24 protein-coding genes and 1 riboswitch are annotated in these 21,505 nt (G+C 71.5%); of the genes, 20 read left to right on the plus strand and 4 right to left on the minus strand.

Features of this window, described 5'->3' with window-relative positions; genetic code table 11:
• Positions 1–27: 27 nt before the first annotated feature.
• On the minus strand, positions 28–909 hold the full coding sequence (locus tag OHB44_RS17195; protein WP_266302532.1) for a universal stress protein: 882 nt from the start codon (positions 907–909) through the stop codon (positions 28–30).
• A 112-nt stretch (positions 910–1,021) separates the two neighbouring features.
• Here OHB44_RS17195 and OHB44_RS17200 point away from each other — a divergent pair, with 112 nt between their 5' ends.
• The 16 genes from OHB44_RS17200 to OHB44_RS17275 all read left to right on the plus strand — a co-directional run bounded on the left by OHB44_RS17200 (position 1,022) and on the right by OHB44_RS17275 (position 13,620).
• Positions 1,022–1,768, plus strand: a complete 747-nt coding sequence (locus OHB44_RS17200) for an SAM-dependent methyltransferase (RefSeq protein ID WP_330437528.1) — start codon at positions 1,022–1,024, stop codon at positions 1,766–1,768.
• A gap of 72 nt (positions 1,769–1,840) precedes the next feature.
• On the plus strand, positions 1,841–3,013 hold the full coding sequence (locus tag OHB44_RS17205) for a PP2C family protein-serine/threonine phosphatase (protein ID WP_330437530.1): 1,173 nt from the start codon (positions 1,841–1,843) through the stop codon (positions 3,011–3,013).
• 56 nt (positions 3,014–3,069) lie between these two features.
• Entirely contained in the window at positions 3,070–3,531 is a 462-nt protein-coding gene (locus tag OHB44_RS17210) for a MarR family winged helix-turn-helix transcriptional regulator (RefSeq protein WP_238685674.1), read from the plus strand.
• A 294-nt stretch (positions 3,532–3,825) separates the two neighbouring features.
• Entirely contained in the window at positions 3,826–4,458 is a 633-nt protein-coding gene (locus OHB44_RS17215) for a CDP-alcohol phosphatidyltransferase family protein (RefSeq protein WP_238685673.1), read from the plus strand.
• Complete coding sequence (locus OHB44_RS17220; protein ID WP_238685672.1) at positions 4,455–5,399, plus strand: DUF881 domain-containing protein; 945 nt, start codon at positions 4,455–4,457, stop codon at positions 5,397–5,399. The genes OHB44_RS17215 and OHB44_RS17220 overlap by 4 nt, the downstream gene beginning before the upstream one ends.
• A complete protein-coding gene (locus tag OHB44_RS17225; RefSeq protein ID WP_030327710.1) occupies positions 5,396–5,728 on the plus strand; it encodes a small basic family protein in 333 nt (110 codons plus the stop codon). Before OHB44_RS17220 ends, OHB44_RS17225 begins: the two co-directional genes overlap by 4 nt.
• A gap of 11 nt (positions 5,729–5,739) precedes the next feature.
• The gene (locus OHB44_RS17230; protein WP_266302528.1) at positions 5,740–6,747 is read left to right on the plus strand and encodes a DUF881 domain-containing protein; all 1,008 of its coding nucleotides are present in this window, start codon (positions 5,740–5,742) and stop codon (positions 6,745–6,747) included.
• A gap of 60 nt (positions 6,748–6,807) precedes the next feature.
• Positions 6,808–7,188, plus strand: a complete 381-nt coding sequence (gene gcvH / locus OHB44_RS17235) for a glycine cleavage system protein GcvH (RefSeq protein WP_091397961.1) — start codon at positions 6,808–6,810, stop codon at positions 7,186–7,188.
• Between the two features lie 214 nt (positions 7,189–7,402).
• Positions 7,403–7,855: an oxoglutarate dehydrogenase inhibitor Odhl gene (odhI, locus tag OHB44_RS17240; RefSeq protein ID WP_007071101.1), complete on the plus strand. Its 453-nt coding sequence runs from the start codon at positions 7,403–7,405 to the stop codon at positions 7,853–7,855.
• 50 nt (positions 7,856–7,905) lie between these two features.
• Entirely contained in the window at positions 7,906–8,607 is a 702-nt protein-coding gene (gene ftsR, locus OHB44_RS17245; protein WP_203121165.1) for a transcriptional regulator FtsR, read from the plus strand.
• Positions 8,608–8,792: 185 nt separating this feature from the next.
• A complete protein-coding gene (locus OHB44_RS17250; RefSeq protein ID WP_030327706.1) occupies positions 8,793–9,257 on the plus strand; it encodes a bifunctional nuclease family protein in 465 nt (154 codons plus the stop codon).
• A 159-nt stretch (positions 9,258–9,416) separates the two neighbouring features.
• Positions 9,417–10,013 (plus strand): MerR family transcriptional regulator, encoded by a 597-nt coding sequence (locus tag OHB44_RS17255; protein WP_238685670.1) that lies wholly within the window; start codon positions 9,417–9,419, stop codon positions 10,011–10,013.
• Between the two features lie 258 nt (positions 10,014–10,271).
• The gene (locus OHB44_RS17260) at positions 10,272–10,670 is read left to right on the plus strand and encodes a group I truncated hemoglobin (RefSeq protein ID WP_238685669.1); all 399 of its coding nucleotides are present in this window, start codon (positions 10,272–10,274) and stop codon (positions 10,668–10,670) included.
• A gap of 2 nt (positions 10,671–10,672) precedes the next feature.
• A complete protein-coding gene (locus OHB44_RS17265; protein WP_266302526.1) occupies positions 10,673–11,854 on the plus strand; it encodes a globin domain-containing protein in 1,182 nt (393 codons plus the stop codon).
• Positions 11,851–12,546 carry a DivIVA domain-containing protein gene (locus tag OHB44_RS17270; RefSeq protein WP_266302525.1) on the plus strand — a complete coding sequence of 232 codons (696 nt, stop codon included), beginning with the start codon at positions 11,851–11,853 and terminating at the stop codon, positions 12,544–12,546. Before OHB44_RS17265 ends, OHB44_RS17270 begins: the two co-directional genes overlap by 4 nt.
• A 114-nt stretch (positions 12,547–12,660) precedes the next feature.
• A complete protein-coding gene (locus OHB44_RS17275; RefSeq protein WP_238685667.1) occupies positions 12,661–13,620 on the plus strand; it encodes an SAM-dependent methyltransferase in 960 nt (319 codons plus the stop codon).
• Positions 13,621–13,645: 25 nt separating this feature from the next.
• On the opposite strand, the gene OHB44_RS17280 is transcribed toward OHB44_RS17275, so the two are convergent.
• Positions 13,646–13,924 (minus strand): DUF1905 domain-containing protein, encoded by a 279-nt coding sequence (locus OHB44_RS17280; protein ID WP_112587027.1) that lies wholly within the window; start codon positions 13,922–13,924, stop codon positions 13,646–13,648.
• Positions 13,925–13,952: 28 nt separating this feature from the next.
• Positions 13,953–14,609, minus strand: a complete 657-nt coding sequence (locus tag OHB44_RS17285) for an NAD(P)-binding oxidoreductase (protein ID WP_330437552.1) — start codon at positions 14,607–14,609, stop codon at positions 13,953–13,955.
• Between the two features lie 118 nt (positions 14,610–14,727).
• Here OHB44_RS17285 and OHB44_RS17290 point away from each other — a divergent pair, with 118 nt between their 5' ends.
• The 3 genes from OHB44_RS17290 (at position 14,728) to gcvP (ending at position 19,795) form a co-directional block, all read left to right on the plus strand.
• Positions 14,728–15,795, plus strand: a complete 1,068-nt coding sequence (locus OHB44_RS17290; protein WP_330441243.1) for a MerR family transcriptional regulator — start codon at positions 14,728–14,730, stop codon at positions 15,793–15,795.
• An 86-nt stretch (positions 15,796–15,881) separates the two neighbouring features.
• On the plus strand, positions 15,882–16,724 hold the full coding sequence (locus OHB44_RS17295) for an NAD-dependent protein deacetylase (RefSeq protein ID WP_330437553.1): 843 nt from the start codon (positions 15,882–15,884) through the stop codon (positions 16,722–16,724).
• 76 nt (positions 16,725–16,800) lie between these two features.
• Positions 16,801–16,899, plus strand: a riboswitch (glycine riboswitch).
• Between the two features lie 73 nt (positions 16,900–16,972).
• Positions 16,973–19,795: an aminomethyl-transferring glycine dehydrogenase gene (gene gcvP, locus OHB44_RS17300; protein WP_330437554.1), complete on the plus strand. Its 2,823-nt coding sequence runs from the start codon at positions 16,973–16,975 to the stop codon at positions 19,793–19,795.
• Between the two features lie 124 nt (positions 19,796–19,919).
• Here the strand turns inward: gcvP and OHB44_RS17305 are convergent, their stop codons facing one another.
• Positions 19,920–20,120, minus strand: a complete 201-nt coding sequence (locus OHB44_RS17305; protein WP_007460326.1) for a DUF5999 family protein — start codon at positions 20,118–20,120, stop codon at positions 19,920–19,922.
• Positions 20,121–20,312: 192 nt separating this feature from the next.
• On the opposite strand from OHB44_RS17305, the gene OHB44_RS17310 reads away from it, so the two are divergent.
• Positions 20,313–21,491, plus strand: coding sequence for a chorismate-binding protein (locus tag OHB44_RS17310; protein ID WP_442932700.1), 1,179 nt, complete (start codon positions 20,313–20,315; stop codon positions 21,489–21,491).
• Positions 21,492–21,505: the final 14 nt, after the last annotated feature.

Genomic DNA, 21,505 nt, shown 5'->3' on the forward strand with positions numbered 1-21,505 from the left:
GTCTGGCGGCGGACCAACCCCGGCACGCTACTGGGGAGCGCGGACCACTACCACCGGGCACTGCGCGTGGTGCAGCATCGACTGGCTCACCGACCCCAGCAGCAACCCGGTCACCTCGCCGCGCCCGCGCCCACCAACGACCGCCAGTTGGGCGGAGCGGGACGCCTCGGCGAGCACAGTGCCGGGTCGGCCATGCACCACCTGGCAGGTCAACCGCAGACCCCGGTGGTCGTCGGTGAGCCCGGTCAGCCACCCGCCGAGCATCCGCTCCTGTTCGCCGCGCAGCGTCGCCTCGTCGTACACCAGGGGTTGCATGTCGCCCGGGCCGCTGCTGCCGGGGTGTCGGTAGGCGTGCACCGCCACCAGCGGCACGCCGAGCGACACGGCGGTCTCGGCGGCGAAGTCCGCCGCCCGCCGGGAGGCGTCCGAGCCGTCCACCGCGACCAGGACCGGCTCGTCGGGTCGTCGCGTTCCGCGCGCGACCAGCACCGGGCAGTCGGCGTACGCGGCGACCTGCACCGCGACCGAGCCGACCAGCAGCGCGGAGAACCCACCCAGCCCGCGATCGCCGAGCACTATGAGCGCGGCCGTGGGGGACTCGCCCACCAGCACCGCGGCTGCCTCACCGTCGATGATCTCGCCGGAGATCGACAACCCGGGCACCGTCGCCTCGGCCTCGCCCACCGCGGCCTCGACGAGTTCCTCGGCCCGGTGGCGCAGCCCACCGCCGGGCGGCGCGTCCGGGGCGGGGGAGACCGGTACGTGCAGCAGCGGCCAGATGAAACCGTGCACGACCCGCAGCGGTCGGTGCCGGCGCGCCGCCTCGGCGGCGGCGAGGCGCACGGCGCGCAGCGCCGACTCCGAACCGTCGACGCCGACCACCACCGCCGCGTTGTTCGCCGAGTTCACCGCCCACCTCCGCTCGCGGCCAGTATCGCGGTCCCGGACGCCCTCGCGCCGCGATACCGCTGAGCGCGTCCCGGTCGGTAGGCTGGCGACGACCGGGGAGGGAGCGCCGCCGATGGGTGAACCAGACCAGCCGAGCACCGCTCGCATGATCGACTTTTGGCTCGCCGGGCACCATCACTTCCCCGTGGACGTGGCCGCCGCGAACGCGTTCGAGCAGGCGTACGGGCCGTGCGCGCCGGTGTTCCGTGAGCTGCGGGCGTTCCTGGGCCGGGCGGTGCGGGCCATGGCCGCCCACGACGTGGACGGGTTCCTGGTGTTCGGCGCCGGGGTGCCGACGATGGGCAACGTGCACGAGGTCGCCACCGACGCGACTGTGCTCTACACCGACGTCGACCCGGTCACCATCCGACTGGGACAGGGCATCCTCGCCGGCAGCGACCGGGCCGGCTACGGCTTCGGCGACGCGACCGACATCGGCACCATCGACCCGGCGCAGCTGCACCGCTTCGTGCCGGGCTGGGGTCGGCGGCCGGTCGGGGTGGTCTTCCTGGGGTTGGCCGCGTTCCTCGACGACGCCACACTGATCCACACCCTCGACGAGCTGTACACCGCCGCGGCGCCGGGCAGCCTGCTCGCAGTGGACTTCGACACCGAGGAACTCGCCGGCCACCCGCAGGCGCTGGCCATGATGGGTCCGCAGTTCCGGATGCGTCCACCGGCGGCGTTCGCGCCCCTGCTGGGTCGGTGGGCGCCGACGGCGGACGGGATCGTCCCGGTCGCCGAGTGGCGGCCGGACGGCCCGCCGGCACGGGTGCCCGACGCGTTCCATGGTGTGCTCGCGACCCGCGCGGCTGACTGACCGCGCCGATCACCCGTCCGGGGGCGTCCGTATGATGCTTGCCCTATAGCAAGCTTCTGGGGAGGACGACGAATGGTAGACGCGCCGGACATGGTGTCGCGCGCGTTGCGCGAGGCTCCGCCGGACCAGTTGGCGGAGGCGGCGGACCGGGCGATCCGGTCCGCGATGGGCGCGCTGCGCACCGACGTCTTCGTCGCCGACTACCGGATCAGCGGCCTCTGGCCGGTGCTGGACCCGGACCTGCCGGCGGGCGGCTTCCTGGCCTGCCACACCATGGCGCAGCGTTGCTTCAGCAGCCAGCAACCGGTCCGCGACGGTGAAGGCCCCTGCCGGCTCTACCTGCCCTTGACGGTGTGGGGGGAACGGCTGGGTGTGCTGCTGATCGAGCTTCCGACCGCACCGAACGCGACGGTCACCGGTCGGGCGACGGACATCGCCGGCACCCTGGCCGTGGCGATGCGCGCGGCGGACCGGGAGACCGACCGTTACCGGCGGGCCCGCCGTCGGGAGCGACTGACGATGGCCGCCGAGATGCAGTGGGACCTGCTGCCCGGTCGTGGTGTGTCCCACCACGCGTTCGATCTGGCCGGCCAGCTCGAACCGGCGTACACCGTCGGCGGCGACCACTTCGACTGGTCGTTGGACGGCGAACGTCTCACCGTGACAGTGCTCAACGGCGAGGGCAGTGGGCTGGCGGCGTCCCTGTTGACCGCCGTCACCGTCAACGCGATGCGCAACGCGCGTCGCTCCGGTGGCGGCCTGGTGGAGCAGGCCGAGCTGGCCTCGGACACGGTCTTCTACCAACACCGGGGCGCCCGATACGTGGCCACCCTGCTGCTGGAGGTGGACACCAGCCTCGGCATGGTGCGGGCGGTCGACGCGGGCTCTCCCCATCTGTTGCGGATGCGCGGGTCCACTGTCGAGCCGATGAAGCTGGATCAGCAGCTGCCGCTGGGCATGTTCGCCGAGACCCGCTACGAGCTTCAGGAGGTGCAACTCGCCCCGGGTGACCGGCTCTTCGTGGTCAGTGACGGGGTGTGGGCCGCCGAGCCGCCGGGTCAGGAGCCGTACGGGCAGCGGATGATGGCTCGGTCCATGCGCGCCACGCGCCTGCAGCCGCCGGCCGAGGCGGTTGGTACGGTGATGCGCGAACTGCACGCCTATCACGCGGATTCCGATCTGCACGACGACGCCGTCGTGGTCTGTCTGGACTGGCACGGTCCGCGCGAACGGGGCACGGGGTGAGGTTTGCCGCCGCGTTGCCGGGCGGGCACCAGCGCGACGACGGCAGGGGACATCAGGTGGAGCGACCTGCGGATCTCGCCGCGGCGATCGACGCGGCCGCCGGGACGCTGATCGCCGTGCTGGAGTCGGCCGCGTCGCGGCATCAGGTGCCGCCCACCCAGCTGAGGGTGCTCACGCTGATCTGCGGTCGTCCGGAGACGAACGTCAACGGGTTGGCGGAGCTACTGGACGTGGGGCCCTCGTCGGCGAGCCGCCTGTGTGACCGGTTGGAGGCGACCGGGCTGTTGCGTCGGGTGGCCGATCCGCGTGACCGGCGTGAGGTGCGGTTGGTGCCGACCGCCGCGGCGCTGACCCTGTTGGGGGAGTTGGCCGAGCGGCGGCAGCGCGCGGTGCAGGCGGTGTTGGACCGAATGCCGGCGCGGAAGCAGCACGAGCTGTTGTTGGCGCTGGCCGGGTTCGCTCGGGCGGCGACCTCGGCGCCCGAGCAGCACATCGATCCCGCCGTCCAGACGGCCTGAGCGTCGCCCCCTCTTCCACCAATATCCTAGGACGCTTTACGCGTGGTGATCCACGCCACAGTGCGGCACAGCCGCGCCGACAGCCCGCAGCGGCGCCCGGCCACGGAGAGGGAGCCCGATATAGTGGCAGCGCACCTACCCGGCCCGCGATCATCGAGATCGCGGGCCGCATCAGGGGAGGGGGCCCCGCCCGGGGCCGCAGGGGAGAGCCGGCGCTGGTCGGCCCGACAGCGCGTACGACCCTCAGCCGCGCCCGCCGCCGGCCGGGGGCCCGCGTGCCGTGGAGGAGGATCGGTGTCGCGTCGGCAGGCTCGGGCAGAGCAACCGCGGGACACCGGTGACGAGACTCCCGGCAACCAGGTGCTCACCCTGCCCAACCTGATCAGCTTCGGCCGGCTGCTGGGCGTGCCGCTCTTCCTCTACCTGTTCCTGGTGGCGCGGGCCGACGTGGCGGCGGTCGTGGTGCTGGCCATCGGCGGCACCACCGACTGGGTCGATGGCTGGATCGCCCGCCGCCTGCACCAGGTCAGCCGCCTGGGCGAGCTGCTCGACCCGCTCGCCGACCGGCTCTACATCCTCGCCACCCTGGTCGCCTTCACCGCGCGGGAGGTGGTGCCGTGGCAGTTCACCGCGGCGCTGCTGGCCCGTGAGGTCCTCCTGCTGGCCTCGCTGGCGGTGCTGCGTCGCTACGGGTACGGGCCGCCGCCGGTGCACTACGTGGGCAAGACCGCCACGTTCCTGCTGCTCGCGGCGTTCCCGGTGCTGTTGTTGGCGAGCGCGGCGAGCGACGTGGCGACGGCGGCGAGCGCCATCGGTTGGGCGTTGGCCTGGTGGGGGCTGGTGCTGTACTGGGTGGCCGGCGGGATGTACGTCGTGCAGGCGGCCCGGCTGGTGCGCGCGGCGCGGGGCCCGGGAGCGGCGGCGTGAGCGCGCCTCGGCTGGGAAAGCCCGGCCAGGACCGGGTGTACGCGCCGGATTTCCTCACCGAACTGTTTCGCAACCCGCTGGATCCGGGGTACGCGGACGCGGCTGCCGCCCGTCGACGCTCGGTGGGGTCGGCTCCGGCGCGCGGGTGGCGGGCCTTGCCGGCCCGGTCGGTGAGCCTGGTCGTGGTGGTGATGCTCGGTTTCCTGTTCGCTGTCGCGTACCGGCAGACGATGGCGGACGAGCCGGGGCGGAGCCAGGCCCGTTCGGGTCTGGTGGCGCAAATCAAGGAGCGGGAGAGCCAGACCGATCGGTTGTCCACGCAGGCGGACCAGCTGCGCGAGGAGGTCAGTCGGCAGCGGGACGCGGCGTTGAGCGGGTCGGCCGCCGCCCGGTTGCGCAACCTGGAGGCGAGCACCGGGCTGGGTCGGGTGCGCGGTGATGGTGTGGTGGTGCGGTTGGCGGATGCGCCGGACAAGGCGGATGCGGTCACCGGTGCCGGCGCTGGGCCGCCGCGGGTGCTCTACAGCGACCTGCAGGGTGTGGCGAACGCGTTGTGGAGTGCTGGCGCGGAGGCGATCGCCATCAACGGGCAGCGGTTGACGTCGACGTCGACGATCCGGTCGGCGGGTGAGGCGATGCTGGTGGATTTCCGGCCGGTGACCGGGCCGTACGAGGTGTCGGCGATCGGGCCGGGTTCGATGCGGCGCAAGTTCGAGGACAGCCGCAACGCGGCGCTGATGCGGAAGGTCGCGCAGGGGACGGGGTTGTCGTTCGGTGTGCGGGAGGCGGATGACCTCACCCTGCCGGCGGCGCCGGAGCCGCAGCTACGCTACGCCAAGCCGTCGGTCAGTCCGAGCCCTTCCGCGTCGGGTGTCCGTTCCGGCAGTCCCGGGTCGTCCGGTCCGGGGACGACTGTGAGCCCCTCCGGAGGTGGCCGATGATCGCGGTGTTGGCGTTGCTCGCCGGTGTGGTGCTGGGCGTGTGGCTTGATCCCACGGTGCCGGCGGCGTTGCAGCCGTACCTGCCGATCGCGGTGGTGGCCGCGTTGGACGCGGTGTTCGGTGGAGTGCGGGCGCGGTTGGACCGCATCTTCGACGACAAGCAGTTCGTGGTGTCGTTCATTTCCAACGTGCTGGTGGCTGGTCTGATCGTGTATCTGGGTGACCAGTTGGGGGTGGGTGGGCAGTTGTCCACGGGTGTGGTCGTTGTGTTGGGTGTGCGTATCTTCGGCAACGTGGCGGCGATCCGTCGGCACCTGTTCCGGGCGTAGGTTGGGTTGCGATGAGTGACGAGCAGACCGACACGGGGACCGGGTGGCCGCAGCCGGCGGGTCCGGTGCGGCCGGGTGGGCCGGCGGGTGAGCCGGATCCGCGGCCGGATGCGCCGGATCCGGATGAGTTGAGTCCGTTGGCGCCGCAGGGGCCGGCGCAGCCGTCGGATGACGAGCCGGTGGCGGTGCCGGGTGTGGAGCCGGTCGACGATGGTGCGACGGTGGACCTGAACGCGGTGTCGCGGTCGGGGGAGCGGCCGGTCGCGGGTTCTGACGGGTTGGCGGAGCCGGTGCAGGAGTCGGCGGCGCCGGTGGTGGCTGGTCGGTCCCGGTGGAGTGCGGCCGGGGTGATGATCGCCGCGCTGTTGGCGTTGCTGGGGTTCACGTTGGTCGTGCAGTTGAAGACGACGTCGACGGATCCGACGCTGGGGGCGACCCGGCAGGAGGACCTGGTCCGGATCCTGTCGGATCTGGATGCGCGGGAGAACCGCCTGCAGCAGGACATCCGGGCTCTGGAGGACAGTCAGCGGCAGTTGCGTTCGGGTGAGCAGGGTCGTCAGGCGGCGTTGGACGAGGCGACGCGGCGGGCGGACGAGTTGGGCATCCTGGCGGGGACGTTGCCGGCGGTGGGTCCCGGGTTGACTGTGCAGTTCGAGGCGGGTGTGGAGGCGATCTCGGCGAACCGGGTGTTGGACGCGGTGCAGGAGCTGCGTGGTGCGGGCGCCGAGGCGATGCAGATTTCCGGTGGGGATCGGGCGACGGTGCGGATCATCGCGTCGACGTACTTCCTCGATGACAACGGGTCGTTGATGGTGGAGGGGCGTCGGTTGTCGGGGCCGTACACGATCACGGTGATCGGTGATCCGGCGACGATGCGTACGGCGTTGAACATTCCTGGTGGGGTGGTGGCGTCGGTCCGGGGTGCCGGCGGTAACGTGACGTTTGGGGAGCGTGAGGTTGCCGAGGTTTCGGCGCTGCACGTGCCGATCAAGTTGGAACACGCCCGTCCGGTCTCCTGACCGGCGCGGCCGCGCCGGACCCGGGTGGTCCGGGGCACCGATGGATGAAGGACGCGTCTGGTGATTCCCGAGGATCTGCGATACACCGCTGAGCATGAGTGGGTGGCGGGTGACGGCACGGCTTCGGTCCGGGTCGGCATCACCCACTTCGCGCAGGACGCGCTCGGTGACATCGTGTACGTGCAGTTGCCCGAGGCGGGTGCGGTGGTCGCGGCCGGTGACTCGTTGGGTGAGATCGAGTCGACCAAGAGTGTGTCGGAGATCTACGCGCCGGTGGCCGGTACGGTGGCGGCGCGCAACGACGCGTTGGCTGACACTCCTGAGCTGATCAATACTGATCCGTACGGTGAGGGTTGGTTGGTGGAGATCACGCCGAATGATCCGACTGCGACTGATGGGTTGCTGACGGCGGCCGCGTATCAGAAGATCACCGAAGGCTGAGTGTGCTTGATCCGGTGCGTGGGATGTCTGCGCGCGTCCGGTTGCCCTGCATTTCGGCGCTGGCTAGGCTCGCCCAGTCGACCGAGAACCCAATAGTTGAGCGTTGCGGAATTGCCTTCCCGGGCACGGGGAGCCAGCCGCCGGGTGTTCAAGTGCCCGGCGGCCAGACCCGCCATTACCCGACGCCGACCGAACAGATCCGTGAGGTGGTCCCATGACGCGGCCAGACGACGAGTTCCCCCCACTCGACGTCACTTCGACGCTCAATCTCGGTTCGCTCGACGAAGTGCTGGAGGGGCCGGATACCGATGTGGTGCCGAGCCGGATGTCCGGTTCGTTGCCGCCGGGTATGGCGCTGCTGGTGGTTCGTCGAGGTCCGAATGCGGGTGCCCGGTTCTTGTTGGACCACGATGTGACGACCAGTGGCCGGCACCCGGACAGTGACATCTTCCTGGATGACGTGACGGTGTCGCGTCGGCATGCGGAGTTCCACCGTGATGGTGGGACGTTCACGGTGCGGGACGTGGGCAGCCTGAATGGCACGTACGTCAATCGTGAGCGGGTTGAGGCGGCCACGTTGAGCAATGGTGACGAGGTCCAGATCGGTAAGTTCCGGGTGGTGTTCATCGCCGGTCCGCGCCCGGAGGAGGAGGCCGGCCGGGGGTGAACGAGCCTGCGGCCTCCATGTCACCCGGGGCGGCTCGGTCTGAGCCGCTGATGAGCATCGGTGAGGTGCTTGGGCAGTTGCGGGTGGATTTTCCGGATACCACGATTTCGAAGCTGCGGTTTCTTGAGGCCGAGGGTTTGGTCGAGCCGCAGCGGACGGCGGCGGGTTACCGGAAGTACAGCTGGGACGATGTGGCGCGGTTGCGGTTCGTGTTGACCGCGCAGCGGGACAAGTACCTGCCGTTGCGGGTGATCCGGGAGCAGTTGGCCCAGTGGGATTCGTCCGGTGAGCAGCCGGGGCGGTCGCGGCCGGCGTTGGTGGCGGTTGGTCCCGATGGTGCGGTGCCGGGTCGTGAGTTGGCGGAGCCGGCCGAGTCGTCGCAGGTGCGGCTCGGCCGGGCGGATCTGGTGGCGCGCAGTGGGGTTGACGAGTCGACGTTGGTGGAGTTGGAGCGGCTCGGTGTGCTGGTGTCGGATCCGCCGGGTTGGTATGACGCGGATGCTCTGATCATCGCGTCGGCGGTGGCGGGGTTGGCGGCGTACGGGTTGGAGCCGCGGCACCTGCGGGGTTATCGGACGGCGGCGGACCGGGAGGTCGGTTTGTTCGCGCAGTTGGTGGCCCCGTTGGCGCGGCAGAGTGATCCGGCGGCGCGGGCGCGGGCGGCGGAGACGGCGCGGGAGTTGGTGGCGTTGTCGGAGCAGTTGCACGCGGCGTTGGTGCGGGTGGGGCTGCGGTCGACGTTGGGTCGGTGAGGGTGCCCGGTGGGTGGCGGCTGAGCGGAAAGATCTCTTCCGGGAAGCGTGCCGTAGGCTTGCCGGGGTAACCCCTTTTCGGCGCGGGCGTGGTGCTGTAGCGCATGGGACGGCCGTGTTGCGGTCCGTGTACCGTGCAGGGAAGGGCGCGGTGCGGCGTAGGTGACAACGACACGGAGGCGGCGGTGCGCGAGCTGAGCGTGGTCGGAGTTCGGGTGGAGCTGCCCAGCAACCAGCCGATCGTCCTGCTCAGGGAGGTCGAGGGGGACCGGTATCTGCCGATCTGGATCGGCGCGGTCGAGGCGACGGCTATCGCTTATGAGCAGCAGGGGGTCAAGCCGGCCCGGCCGTTGACGCATGATCTTCTGCGGGATGTGTTGGCGGCGTTGAAGGCGCCCTTGCAGGCGGTGGAGATCACCGAGCTGAAGGAGAACGTCTTCTACGCGGATCTGTTGATCGGTGATGGGGTGCGGGTGTCGGCGCGGCCGAGCGATTCGATCGCGTTGGCGTTGCGGGTTGGTGCGCCGATTCGTTGTGCGGAGCAGGTCCTCAGCGAGGCGGGGATCGTTATCCCTGATGAGCAGGAGGACGAGGTGGAGAAGTTCCGCGAGTTCCTGGAGCAGGTGCGTCCGGAGGATTTCGCGGGCTGAGGTGTGCCTGGGCTCGGTTGGTGATCTTTCTCGGTGGCTGCGCGGCGTGTCGCGTCGGTTCCTCCGTGGTAACCCCTGACGGTGGCGATAGGGTTTCCATGTCGAGGGGTGCGCGTCCCGGAAACGATGCGTCGCCACACTGACGGGGAGGTTGTCCGGATGCACGAGCCGCGGGATTCCGATCCGGGTGCAGAGTTCGACGAGTCGGGTGCCTCGTCGCCAGGTGTGGCGGCTGAGGGTGACGGTTCGGTTGGCTACCGGGGTGTGACGGCCTGCCACGCGGTGGGCATCAGTTACCGGCAGTTGGATTACTGGGCGCGGACGACGCTTGTGGTGCCGAGCGTTCGTGACGCTTCGGGTTCGGGGACGCAGCGGTTGTATTCGTTCCGGGACCTGGTGGTGTTGAAGGTCGTGAAGCGGTTGTTGGATGCGGGGGTGTCCCTGCAGAACATCCGTAAGGCGATCGAGGCGTTGCGGTCGCGTGGTGTGGAGGATCTGGCGGGGATCACCTTGATCTCGGATGGGACGACGGTGTACGAGTGCCGGTCTCCGGAGGAGGTGGTCGACCTGTTGCAGGGTGGCCAGGGGGTCTTCGGGATCGCGATCGGTGGGGCTTTCAAGGAGATCCAGGGGTCGTTGTCGCATCTGCCGGCGGAGCCGGCGACGAGTGGCCCGGTGGAGCCGTCGGTGGTGTCGGGCCCGGATCCGGTGGGTGACGAGTTGGCGGCGCGGCGAGCGCGTCGGCGCGCCGGCTGACGGTTCGGTCTTTCGGTTTTTTCCGGTTGTTTTCTCGCGACCGTCGGTGACGGTGGCGGGGGTCTGTCGGCCGTGTCGGTCCATTGTGGATACCGTGGGTGTCGTGTCGGTGGCCCATTGTGGAGATACCCATCGGTAGCGGTGACGCACCGTGTCGGCGTGTTGTCGGGAATCCGATATGGGGGCGCTGACCGGGGGCGGTTGACACGCTATGGTCCCTCACGGTTCTGGACCCTTCACCCCCCGGAAGGAACGACCGTGACGGTTACGGAAGAGACTGCTCCCGCCTCGCACTACGACCGCATTGGCGGTGCCAGTTCGGTCAAGGCGGCGGTTGAGCTGTTCTATGACAAGGTGCTCGCGGACCCGGAGTTGGCGGGCTATTTCGCCGGCGTGGACATGGCGGGTCAGCGGCGGCATCTGGCGTTGATGTTGACGGTGGTGCTGGGTGGCCCGAACGAGTACACGGGTCGTGGGTTGGCCGAGGCGCACCAGCCGTTGAACATCACTGTGGGGCACTTCGCGAAGGTGGGCGAGCACCTGACGGTGACGCTGACCGAGCTGGGGGTGCCGGCGGACATCATCGCCGAGGTGCAGACAGTGTTGGGGCAGGTGCAGGACCAGGTGGTGGCTGCCGGGAACAGGTCGGGCGTCTGAGCGTGGACGCGGCTCGCCTCAAGCAGAGCTGGTCGGTGGTCGCCGGTCACGGCGACCAGGTGCCGCTCTACTTCTACTCGACGTTGTTCCTCGCCCATCCCGAGACGCGGCAGATGTTCCCCACGAACATGGCTGGTCAGCGGGACCGCCTCGTGACCGCGTTGGGTCACATCGTGTCCAACGTGGACCAGGTGGATCGGTTGGTGGGTTTCCTGCAGGATCTCGGCGCGGATCACCGCAAGTTCGCGGTCCGCGCGGAGCACTATCCGGCGGTCGGTGAGGCGCTGGTGGCGACGTTGCAGCATTTCCTCGCCGAGCAGTGGACCGACGAGTTGGCTGCGGACTGGACGGCCGCGTACGGGTTGGTCGCCCAGGTGATGATGGAGGCCGCGCAGGCCGCTGAGTCGGTCAATCCGCCGTGGTGGGTGGCGGAGATCGTGGCGCATGAGCGGCGGGCGTTCGACGTGGCGGTGGTGACGGTGCGTCCGCAGTATCTGTTGCCGTTCACGCCGGGTCAGTCGATCGGGGTGTCGCACCCGTCGGTGCGGTCGTGGCGGTACTACTCGCCGGCGAACGCGCCGCGGGCGGACGGCACGTTGGAGTTGCATGTGCGGGCCGCGCCGGGTGGCGCGGTGTCGTCGCGGCTGGTGTACGGGTCGGCGGTGGGGGATCGGATCCACCTGGCGGCGCCGGTGGGGGACCGGTTGGGGTTGTGGTCGGCGGGCTCCAGTGACCTGTTGCTGTTGGTGTCGGGTACCGGCTGGGCGCCGGTGAAGGCGTTGGTGGAGCAGGTGGCCGCGGAGGGTTCTCGTCGGCGGGTGGACCTGTACGTGGGGGCCCGGTCCCGTAGCGAGTTCTACGACAGCGATGCGATCGACAAGTTGGCGTCGTCGTGTCCGTGGTTGACGGTGACGTACGTGGTCGGTGCCGACGTGCACCGGCCGGGGGAGTTCGTGCAGGCGGTGGACCGGGCGTTGGCCGACGGTGACTGGCGGTCCCGGCACGTGTTCGTGTGTGGGTCGGACGAGATGGTGTCGCACGCGGTGCGGACGTTGGTGCAGGCGGGTTACCACGAGGGTCAGGTGCACCACGAGGGCCTGGGCGCGCAGTGGTATGGCCCGGCGTGGCGGACGGCGGTGCAGCAGTCGGCTGCGGGTGACACCTCGGGAGGTGGGCACAGGTGAGTGCGACGCCGATCAGTCGGTATGACGGGATGCAGGTTTCCGGCGGTGTGCAGGTGCGGATGACCGCCGATCGGGTTCGGCGGTGGGAGTTCGGTGCGGCGTCGTTCGCGCGGCGTGGTTACGACAACGCTGACGTGGACCGGTTCCGGGTGCAGGTTGCTGACGAGTTGGACCTGTTGGCGACGCAGATCGCGACGTTGCGGGCGGAGAACGAGCGGCTGACCGACCGGGTGGAGTTGCACCGGCACGGGGTGATTCCGAGTACGGGGGCGGCGGCGAAGGTCCCGGCGGCGCGGGAGGTGAATCTGCTGTCGGCGGCGCAGCGGGAGGCCGAGCAGATCATCGCGCAGGCCCATGACTATGCGCGTCGGGTCGCCGAGTACGCCCGGGTGCAGTACGAGAGTTACCTGCACGCGGCGGAGGCGGAGGCGAAACAGGAGGCGGAGCGGGCGGTGGCGGAGTACCGCAGCGCGGCGGGGTCGAGCTTCGACGACACGGTGGCGACCCGGGAGGCGTTGCGGATCTTCGGCGAGATGATGGTGTCGCACATGCAGGCGGCGGCGCGGCATCTCGACGACGGCAGTGAGCAGTTGGCGCGCACGATGGATCGGATCGCGGCGGAGACGCCGGGGGCGCCGTTCGTGGGTGGCGTGGTGGGTCAGTCGGCGTTGCCTCGGCATCAGCAGCGCTGAGTCGCCGGGTGGGGTGCGCTGACGTGGACCCCACCCGGCGCGTTGGCGGCGGTGGCATAGTCGAAGGGGTCAGGCGGGGCTGACCCGTGGCCCGCCCCTGGGAGAGGCGCCGTCGTGTCGGTATCACCGTCCCCATCCGGCGGGTCAGCGGATCCGCTGGCCGCGTTGGAGGCGTCGGCGTGGGCGCTGGCGGCCGCGGTCGGCACCATGAGTGACGCCCTGTCGGCTCCGCTGTCCGAGGTCCTCGCGGCGTCGCCGCATCGCAGCGCGGTGCTGGAGGCCGCCGGTCTGTTGTCCTGGGACGGCGGGACGCCGGTCGCGCATCCGTCGCTGGTGCCTGCCGACGGGCCGACGGGGCGCAGCGCGGTGCAGGCGCGGTTGAGTTCGCTGCGGCAGGCGGTCGCCGCGGCGGCGCAGGAGCCCTCCGGTGGGGGTGGGGTCGGCTGGGCGCAGGTGGACGACGAGGTGTTGTTGCATCAGGGTCGGGCGTCGGCGGCGACCGGTCGGGCGTTGGCGACCCGGGTGGTGCCCGAGTTGGCGGGGCTGGCGGAGCGCTTGGACGCGGCGGACGCCCGGGTGCTGGACGTGGGCACTGGTGTGGCGGGGTTGGCTGTCGCCCTGGCCCGCGCGTTGCCCCGGGTGTCGGTGGTGGGTATCGACGTGCTGCAACGGGCGTTGGACCTCGCGGTCGGGGAGTTGGCCGAGGCGCGCGATGTCGCGGATCGGATCACGCTGCGCCTTCAGGACGTCGCGGAGGTGGCCGAGCCGGGCGGGTACGACCTGGTCTGGGTGCCGGCGCCGTTTCTTCCCCAGCAGACGTTGGCGCTCGCGCTGCCCCGGTTGGTGCAGGCGCTGCGACCTGGTGGTTGGCTGGTGGCTGGCACCAATCCGCCGGCGGGGGATCCGTTGCGGGCGGCCGTCGACCGGTGGAACGCCGTGCGCAACGGCGGCAACGCCTTCGACGCCGACCGGATGGCAGAGGTGCTGGCGGGGGCCGGGTTGGGTGACGTTCGGCGTTTTCCGACAGTCCCGGGCGGGCCGGTGTTGGTGGCCGCGCACCGCCCGGGCGGTTGAGGGCGACCGGCGGTGCGGCGGGTGGTCAGCTGAGCCGTTGTTCGAGGTGGAAGGTGACCTCGGTGCCGGCGGCGCTCTTACCGATGGTCTTGCACAGGGCGGCGCGGATGGGCAGCCAGTGAGGGCCGGCGCCGGAGGGCATGAGGGTGGCGTTGAACGGGTGCCCGTCGATGGTGCCGGTGACCTTGACGGCGCGTCGGGTGCCGAGCAGGTCCGCGGAGTCGGGCACTGTCACGTAGGTGGCGAACGCGCCGTCTTTCTCGATGGGTGCGGTGAAGCGGTAGTCCAGTGGTTGCGGGTCCATGGGTTCTCTCCTCGGCGCGGCGGGTCGGTCAGCGGGCGGCGGCGCGGATGGCCTCGGCGATCGGGGTGGGCCCGTCGACGAGCTCCAGTGTCGCGCCGGTGGTGCGCGGCTCGTCGAGCAGCGCGGCGAGGACGTGGGCGACGTCGGTGCGGCTGATCGCGCCACTGCCGGCGTGGGGGGTGAGGGTGACCCGCCCGGTGGGTGGGTCGTCGGTGAGCCGGCCGGGTCGCAGCACCGTCCAGGCCAGGTCGCGGCCGCGCAGGTCGTCCTCGGCGGCGCGTTTGGCGCGCAGGTACGCCGCCCACACGTCGTCGGTGCCGGGGGCGGGTGGTGTGTCCACGCCCATGGAGGAGACGAGCAGGTAGCGGTGGACGCCGGCGCGGGTGGCGGCGTCGGCGAGCAGCGCGGCGGCGGCCCGGTCGACGCTGTCCTTGCGGGCGGCGCCGCTGCCGGGGCCGGCGCCCGCGGCGAAGACCACCGCGTCGGCGCCGTGCAGGTGTTCGGCCACCTGTTCTGGCGGGGTGTGTTCCAGGTCGCAGACGACGGGGGTGGCGCCGGCGGCGCGCAGCGTCGCGGTCTGCTCGGGGTTGCGGATGAGGCCGACGGCGGTGTCGCCGCGCCCGACGAGGTGGCGTTGCAACAGTAGGGCGATCTTGCCGTGGCCTCCGGCGATGACGACGCGCATGCGCCCAACCTACCGGCGCCGTGGGTGCGGGCGGCGTCACCGGCTTGACCTTGACCTTCGGGTAACCCTGAGCCTGGTGGGTGCCGGTCGCCGTGACCGGCGCGAGGAGGATGTCGACGTGGGGCTGATGACCATCGGGGCGTTCGCCCGGGCGGCGAGGCTGACGCCGAAGGCGTTGCGCCTGTACGACCAGGTGGGGCTGCTGGTGCCGGCCGCTGTCGATCCGGAGTCCGGTTACCGGCTCTACGACCCGGTTCAGCTGCCGGTGGCGCGGCTGGTCGCCCAGTTGCGTCGGCTCGGTATGCCGCTGGCGACGATCCGGGTCGTGTGCGGCCTGGAGCCGGCGGCGGCGGCTGAGGCGGTCACCGCGTACTGGCGGCAGGTCAGCGCCGACACCGCGGCCCGCGCCCGGCTCGCCACCCTCCTCGTGGACCACCTGTCTGAAGGGGGCGCCACCATGTCTGACCCGAATCCCACAGTTGTCGTCCGCTGCGCCGCCGGTGGGGACACCGGCCTGGTGCGCGACAGCAACGAGGACACCGCGTACGCCGACGAGCGGTTGCTCGCCGTGGCCGACGGTATGCGGGGGCCCGGCGGCGCGGCCGCCAGCGCCGCCGCCGTTGACGCCCTGAAGCCGTTGGCGTTCGCCGACGTGCCGGCGGCCGACCTGCTGACGATGTTGGCGGGCGCGGTGAGCGACGCCGACCGCGCCGTGCACGCGTTGGCCACCGACACCGACCAGCCGGTCACCACGTTGACCGCGCTGCTGCTCAGCGGTTCCCGGCTGGCGTTGGTGCACGTCGGTGACACCCGGGCCTACCTGCTGCGCGGCGGTGAGCTGTCGCTGCTCACGCAGGACCACACGTGGGTGCAGGCCCAGGTCGATCAGGGCCGGCTCGACCGGGACCAGGCCGCGACGCATCCGCAGCGCGCGGTGCTGGTGCGTGCCCTCGGTGGCGGCCGGCAGGTCGAGGCGGACCTGGCGCTGCGGACCGCGTTGCCGGGTGACCGGTACCTGTTGTGCTCCGACGGGCTGTCCGCGGTCGTCGGCCGGGCCGAGTTGGGGTCGGCGTTGGCCGTGACGGACGATCCCGGGAACACGGTGCGGGCGCTGATCGATCTGGCGCGGGCCGAGGGCGCGCCGGACAACATCGCCTGCGTCGTCGCCGACGTCGTCGCGGTATAACCGTCGGCGGGCCCCGCCCCGGGTGGGGCCGCCACCCGGGGCGGGGCTCGGCGTTGGCGAGCCGGTTGAGGCAGCATGGAGAGGTGATGGAGAGCTTCGACGCGTTGGCCTCACTGGTAGCCGGTGGTGGGGTGGTGGTGCTCAGCGGCGCCGGCCTGTCCACCGAGTCGGGTATTCCGGACTACCGGGGGCCCAGCGGGGTGGCGCGGCGGCACACGCCGATGACCTTCCAGGCGTTCACCAGTGATCCCCTGGCCCGGCGGCGCTACTGGGCGCGCAGTCACCTGGGCTGGCGGTTGATCGCGGGCGCGGCGCCCAACGCCGGGCACCGTGCGGTGGCCGGGCTGCAACACGCCGGGCTGGTCGACACGGTGATCACCCAGAACGTCGACGGTCTGCACGGTGCGGCCGGTAGCCCGTCGGTGATCGAGCTGCACGGCCGCCTCGATGAGGTGACCTGTCTGGACTGCGGCAACCTGACCTCCCGGGAGGAGCTTCACCGGCGGCTGCGCGAGGCCAACCCGGAGTTCGTGGCCCGCGTCGCCGCGATCAACCCGGACGGTGATGTTGATCTCCCTGATGAGCAGGTGGCGGCGTTCCGGCCGGTGGACTGCGGGATCTGCGGCACCGGGATGCTGAAACCGGACGTGGTGTTCTTCGGTGAGACGGTGCCGGCGCAGCGGGTGGCGCGGTGTTTCGCGGCCGTGGAGCAGGCCCGCTCGTTGCTGGTGCTCGGGTCGTCGTTGACGGTGATGTCGGGGCGCCGGTTCGTGATTCGGGCCGCGAAACGGGGCATCCCGGTCGCGATCGTCAACCAGGGGTCGACCCGGGGTGACGGCCACGCCACAGTGTGCGTCGACGCGCCGCTGGGCGCGGTGCTGCCGCAGCTCGCCGCGCGGGTCGCCACTGGAGCCCCACTCAAGGTGTGACGGTGGGGCCCCGAGGGCCCGGGGGGGTAGGACATCCGCCGGAAACACCGACGCTGGTAGCGTTGAGCGCGCCGGTAACACCCACGTGGGAGAGACCGCCCGACAGCACGCAGGGCGGCGCCGAAGGGGCAAATCCTCCCCGGAACCTCTCAGGCAAAAGGACCTCGTGGGCAGGCACTGTGGAGCGCCCCTGTGGGTGCGACAGAGGGGGAGGCCGACACGTCGACCTCGCCCCGGGAGTGCCCCCTATGACCGTAGAGCAGTTCGCCACCCGTCACATCGGTCCCGGCCCCGACGATGAGCGTCGGATGCTGGAGGTCGTCGGGCACGACTCGATCGACGAGCTGATGGACGCCGCGATCCCCGAGGTGATCCGCTGGCACGGCACCCTCGACCTGCCCGACCCGGCCACCGAGGCCGAGACGATCGCCGAGCTGCGGGCCCTCGCGGCGCGCAACACCGTCGCCGTCTCCATGATCGGGTTGGGGTACCACGGCACGCACACCCCGGCCGTGATCCGCCGCAACGTGCTGGAGGACCCGGCCTGGTACACGGCGTACACGCCGTACCAGCCGGAGATCAGCCAGGGCCGCCTCGAGGCGCTGCTGAACTTCCAGACCATGGTCACCGACCTGACCGGGTTGGCCACCGCGAACGCCTCCATGCTCGACGAGGGCACCGCGGCGGCGGAGGCGATGACCCTGGCGCGGCGGGCCTCCAAGAGCAAGAGCCGGGTGTACGTCGTCGACGCCGACGCGTTGCCGCAGACCATCGCCGTGATCACCAGCCGGGCCGAGCCGCTCGGCATCGACGTGCGGGTCCTCGACGTGCAGCGCGACGAGTTGCCGGCGGAGTTCTTCGGCCTGCACCTGCAGTACCCGGGGGCGTCCGGGGCGGTGCGCGACCACGCCGGCCTCGTGGAGGCGGCGCACGCCGTCGGCGCCCTCGTGACCGTCGCGGCGGACCTGCTGGCATTGACGCTGCTGCGCGCCCCGGGGCAGATCGGCGCGGACATCGCCGCCGGCACCACCCAGCGTTTCGGCGTACCGATGGGCTTCGGTGGGCCGCACGCCGGTTACCTGGCGGTGCGCTCGGGCCTGGAGCGGATGCTGCCCGGACGCCTGGTCGGGGTGTCGCGCGACGCGGACGGCAACCCGGCCTACCGGTTGGCGTTGCAGACCCGTGAGCAGCACATCCGGCGGGAGAAGGCGACCAGCAACATCTGCACCGCGCAGGTGCTGCTCGCGGTGATGGCCGGCATGTACGCCGTGTACCACGGCCCCGACGGGCTGCGGGACATCGCGACGCGTACCCATGCGATGGCGGCCCGGCTCGCGGCCGGGTTGCGCGCCGGTGGGGTGGACGTCGCGGACGTCGCGTTCTTCGACACCGTCACCGCGACCGTGCCGGGCGCGGCTGCCGAGGTGGTGGCGGCCGCCGCGGACCGTGGTGTCAACCTGCGGCTGGTCGACGCCGACCGGGTGGGGGTGTCCTGCGACGAGACCACTACCGACGCGCACCTGGCGCAGGTGTGGGAGGCGTTCGGGGTGCCCGCGTTCGACGGCGACGCGGACGCGGCCCTGCCTGTCGACCTGCGGCGCGACAGCGACTTCCTCACCCACCCGGTGTTCCGCAGCCACCACTCGGAGACGGCGATGCTGCGCTACCTGCGGCGGTTGTCGGACTTCGACTACGCCCTGGACCGGGGCATGATCCCGCTCGGGTCGTGCACGATGAAGCTGAACGCGACGACCGAGATGGAGCCGGTCAGCTGGGCGGAGTTCGCGAACATCCACCCGTTCGCGCCGGACGCGCAGACCGCCGGGTACCGGGAGATGATCGGTCAGCTGGAGTCGTGGCTGGCCGAGGTGACCGGCTACGACGCGGTGAGCGTGCAGCCCAACGCCGGTTCGCAGGGTGAGCTGGCCGGGTTGCTGGCGATCCGCTCGTACCACGCGTCGCGGGGTGAGACGCACCGCGACGTGTGCCTGATCCCGTCGTCGGCGCACGGCACGAACGCGGCGTCGGCGGTGATGGCCGGCATGCGGGTCGTCGTGGTGGCCTGCGACGACGACGGCAACGTCGACCTCGTCGACCTGGACGCGAAGATCGAGAAGCACCGCGACGCGCTCGCCGCGATCATGGTGACGTACCCGTCGACGCACGGCGTGTACGAGACGGGCATCGCGTCGCTGTGCGCGAAGGTCCACGACGCCGGCGGTCAGGTGTACGTCGACGGGGCGAACCTCAACGCCCTGGTCGGGTTCGCCAAGCCCGGCAAGTTCGGCGCGGACGTGTCGCACCTGAACCTGCACAAGACGTTCTGCATCCCGCACGGCGGCGGTGGCCCCGGGGTGGGCCCGGTGGCGGTCCGCGCGCACCTGGCGCCGTTCCTGCCCGGTGACCCGCTGGGCGCCCACGTCGACGCCACGCCGGCGATCTCGGCGGCGAAGTACGGGTCGGCGGGGATCCTGCCGATCCCGTGGGCGTACCTGCGGATGATGGGTGCCGAGGGCCTGACCCGGGCCACCGGTGTGGCGGTCCTCGCGGCGAACTACGTGGCGGCGCGGCTGCGGGGGCACTTCCCGGTGCTGTACGCCGGCAACAAGGGCCTGGTGGCCCACGAGTGCATCCTCGACCTGCGGCCGTTGACGAAGGCGACCGGGGTGAGCGTCGACGACGTGGCGAAGCGGCTGATCGACTACGGCTTCCACGCGCCCACGATGTCGTTCCCGGTGGCGGGGACGCTGATGGTGGAGCCGACCGAGAGCGAGGACCTGGCCGAGCTGGACCGGTTCTGCGACGCGATGATCGCGATCCGCGCGGAGATCGAGCAGGTGGGTTCCGGGGCGTGGCCGCTCGGGGACAACCCCCTGGGCAACGCGCCGCACACCGCGGCGATGGTCAGCGGTGACGAGTGGTCGCACGCGTACCCGCGGTCGGTGGGCGCGTACCCGGCCGGGGTGGACCGGGCCGGCAAGTACTGGCCGCCGGTGCGGCGCATCGACGGCGCGTACGGCGACCGGAACCTGGTCTGCTCGTGCCCGTCGCCGGAGGCGTTCGAGGACTGACGACGGCGCGCCGGGGCGGGCGGTACGGCCTGCCCCGGCAGCCGCTGCGACCTGGGCGGGGACGTCCCTTACCGGGGGACTAGCCTGGGTCGACGGCGGCTAAACGGTGACGCTGAGTGGTCGGTCAGGCCACGAGGGCGTGGCGGGCGGGGCCGCGGTGCGGTGCGATGCTGCTGCCGTCGGGAAGCAGCTCGCCGGTGTCCTCGAAGACGATCACACCGTTGCAGAGCAGGCTCCAGCCCTGCTCACGGAAGCAGGCGAGGACCCGCGCGGCTTCCCGGTCGGTAGCTTCAGCGGAGGGGCAGGTCGGTTGGTGCTGGCACATCGGGTTCTCCGGACTGTGGGGGCACTGTGTCATGGTTCACATGACCAGTGACGCACAGTACCAAGCGAAAGTGTCCAGCATCGAGCAGGTGCCCGCCTGGTGCACGGGAAATCCACTGAACGGATGAGGAAGGTTGGACCGTACGGCGTGGAAACGCTCCCACACGTGGATGCCGCGGACAGCGGCCCGGCTATGGGGGCCACGGACAGCGGCCCGGCGGCATCGATCGATGTACCCGCCTCGCCGGCCGCGTGCCGGGGCGCGCTGACCGAACGCGCCCGCCTGCACTGGTCCCGCGGAGACGGCGGCGACCCCGCGGCCCTCGCCGAGGAGTTCCTCGCCGCCCACGGCCTGCCCCTGCACGACCTGACCCGACCCGCCACCGGCCAGCACGGCACCGGGGTCTGCGGCGCGGCGCTGTACCTGTCCGCCGCCGCCGGGGCGCTGCTGGCCGGCGCACCCACCGGGGCGCCGGAGCCCGCGCCGACCCTGCCCGACCTCGCCGTCGTCGTCTACCAGCACGGCCCCACCCGGGTCACCCGGCCCGGTCCACCGCCGCCGTGGTGGCTCGGCGAGTGGGCCGAGAGCTGGACCCCCGACCAGCACGCCGCCGCCGTCGACGCGGTCCGCGCCGCCATCGGCCGCGGCGACGTCTACCAGAGCAACATCGTCGGCCACGCCGCCGCCCCCTACACCGGCGACCCGCTGCCGGCCCTGCGCCGCCTCGGCGCGCTCCCCGGCGCCCGCTACGGCGGCGTCCTCACCGGCGACGGCTGGGCCATCGGCTGCGCCTCCCCGGAAACCCTCGTCGAGGTCACCGACGGGCAGGTGATCACCCGACCGATCAAGGGCACCCGCCCGGCCACCGCCACCGGCCGCGCCGAACTGCTCACCAGCGCGAAGGAACGCGCCGAACACATCATGATCGTCGACCTGGAACGCAACGACCTCGCCCGCATCGCCCGCACCGGCACCGTCACCGTCGACGAGTTGTTCGCCGTGCGCCGCTGGTGCGACCTGTGGCAGGCCGAGTCGACAGTCCGCGCCGCCGCCGCCGACGGCCTCGGCCTCGCCGACCTGCTGCGCGCCACCTGCCCCGGCGGCTCCGTCACCGGCGCCCCGAAACTCGCCGCCCTGACCCAGATCAGCGCCCTCGAACCGGTCGGGCGGGGCGCCAGCATGGGTGCGCTGGGCTGGGTCGCCCCGGGCCACGTCGACCTGGGCCTGACCATCCGCACCGCCGCCGCCGACGGCCAGCGGTTGCACACCTGGGCCGGCGGCGGCATCACCTGGGACAGCGACGCACGCGCCGAGGTCGCCGAGGCCGCCGCGAAGACCACCCCGGTCCGCGCCACCCTGGCCGGGCGCTGACCGCGGCACCGCAC

Source organism: Micromonospora sp. NBC_00821 (assembly GCF_036347035.1).
Classification (GTDB): domain Bacteria; phylum Actinomycetota; class Actinomycetes; order Mycobacteriales; family Micromonosporaceae; genus Micromonospora; species Micromonospora hortensis.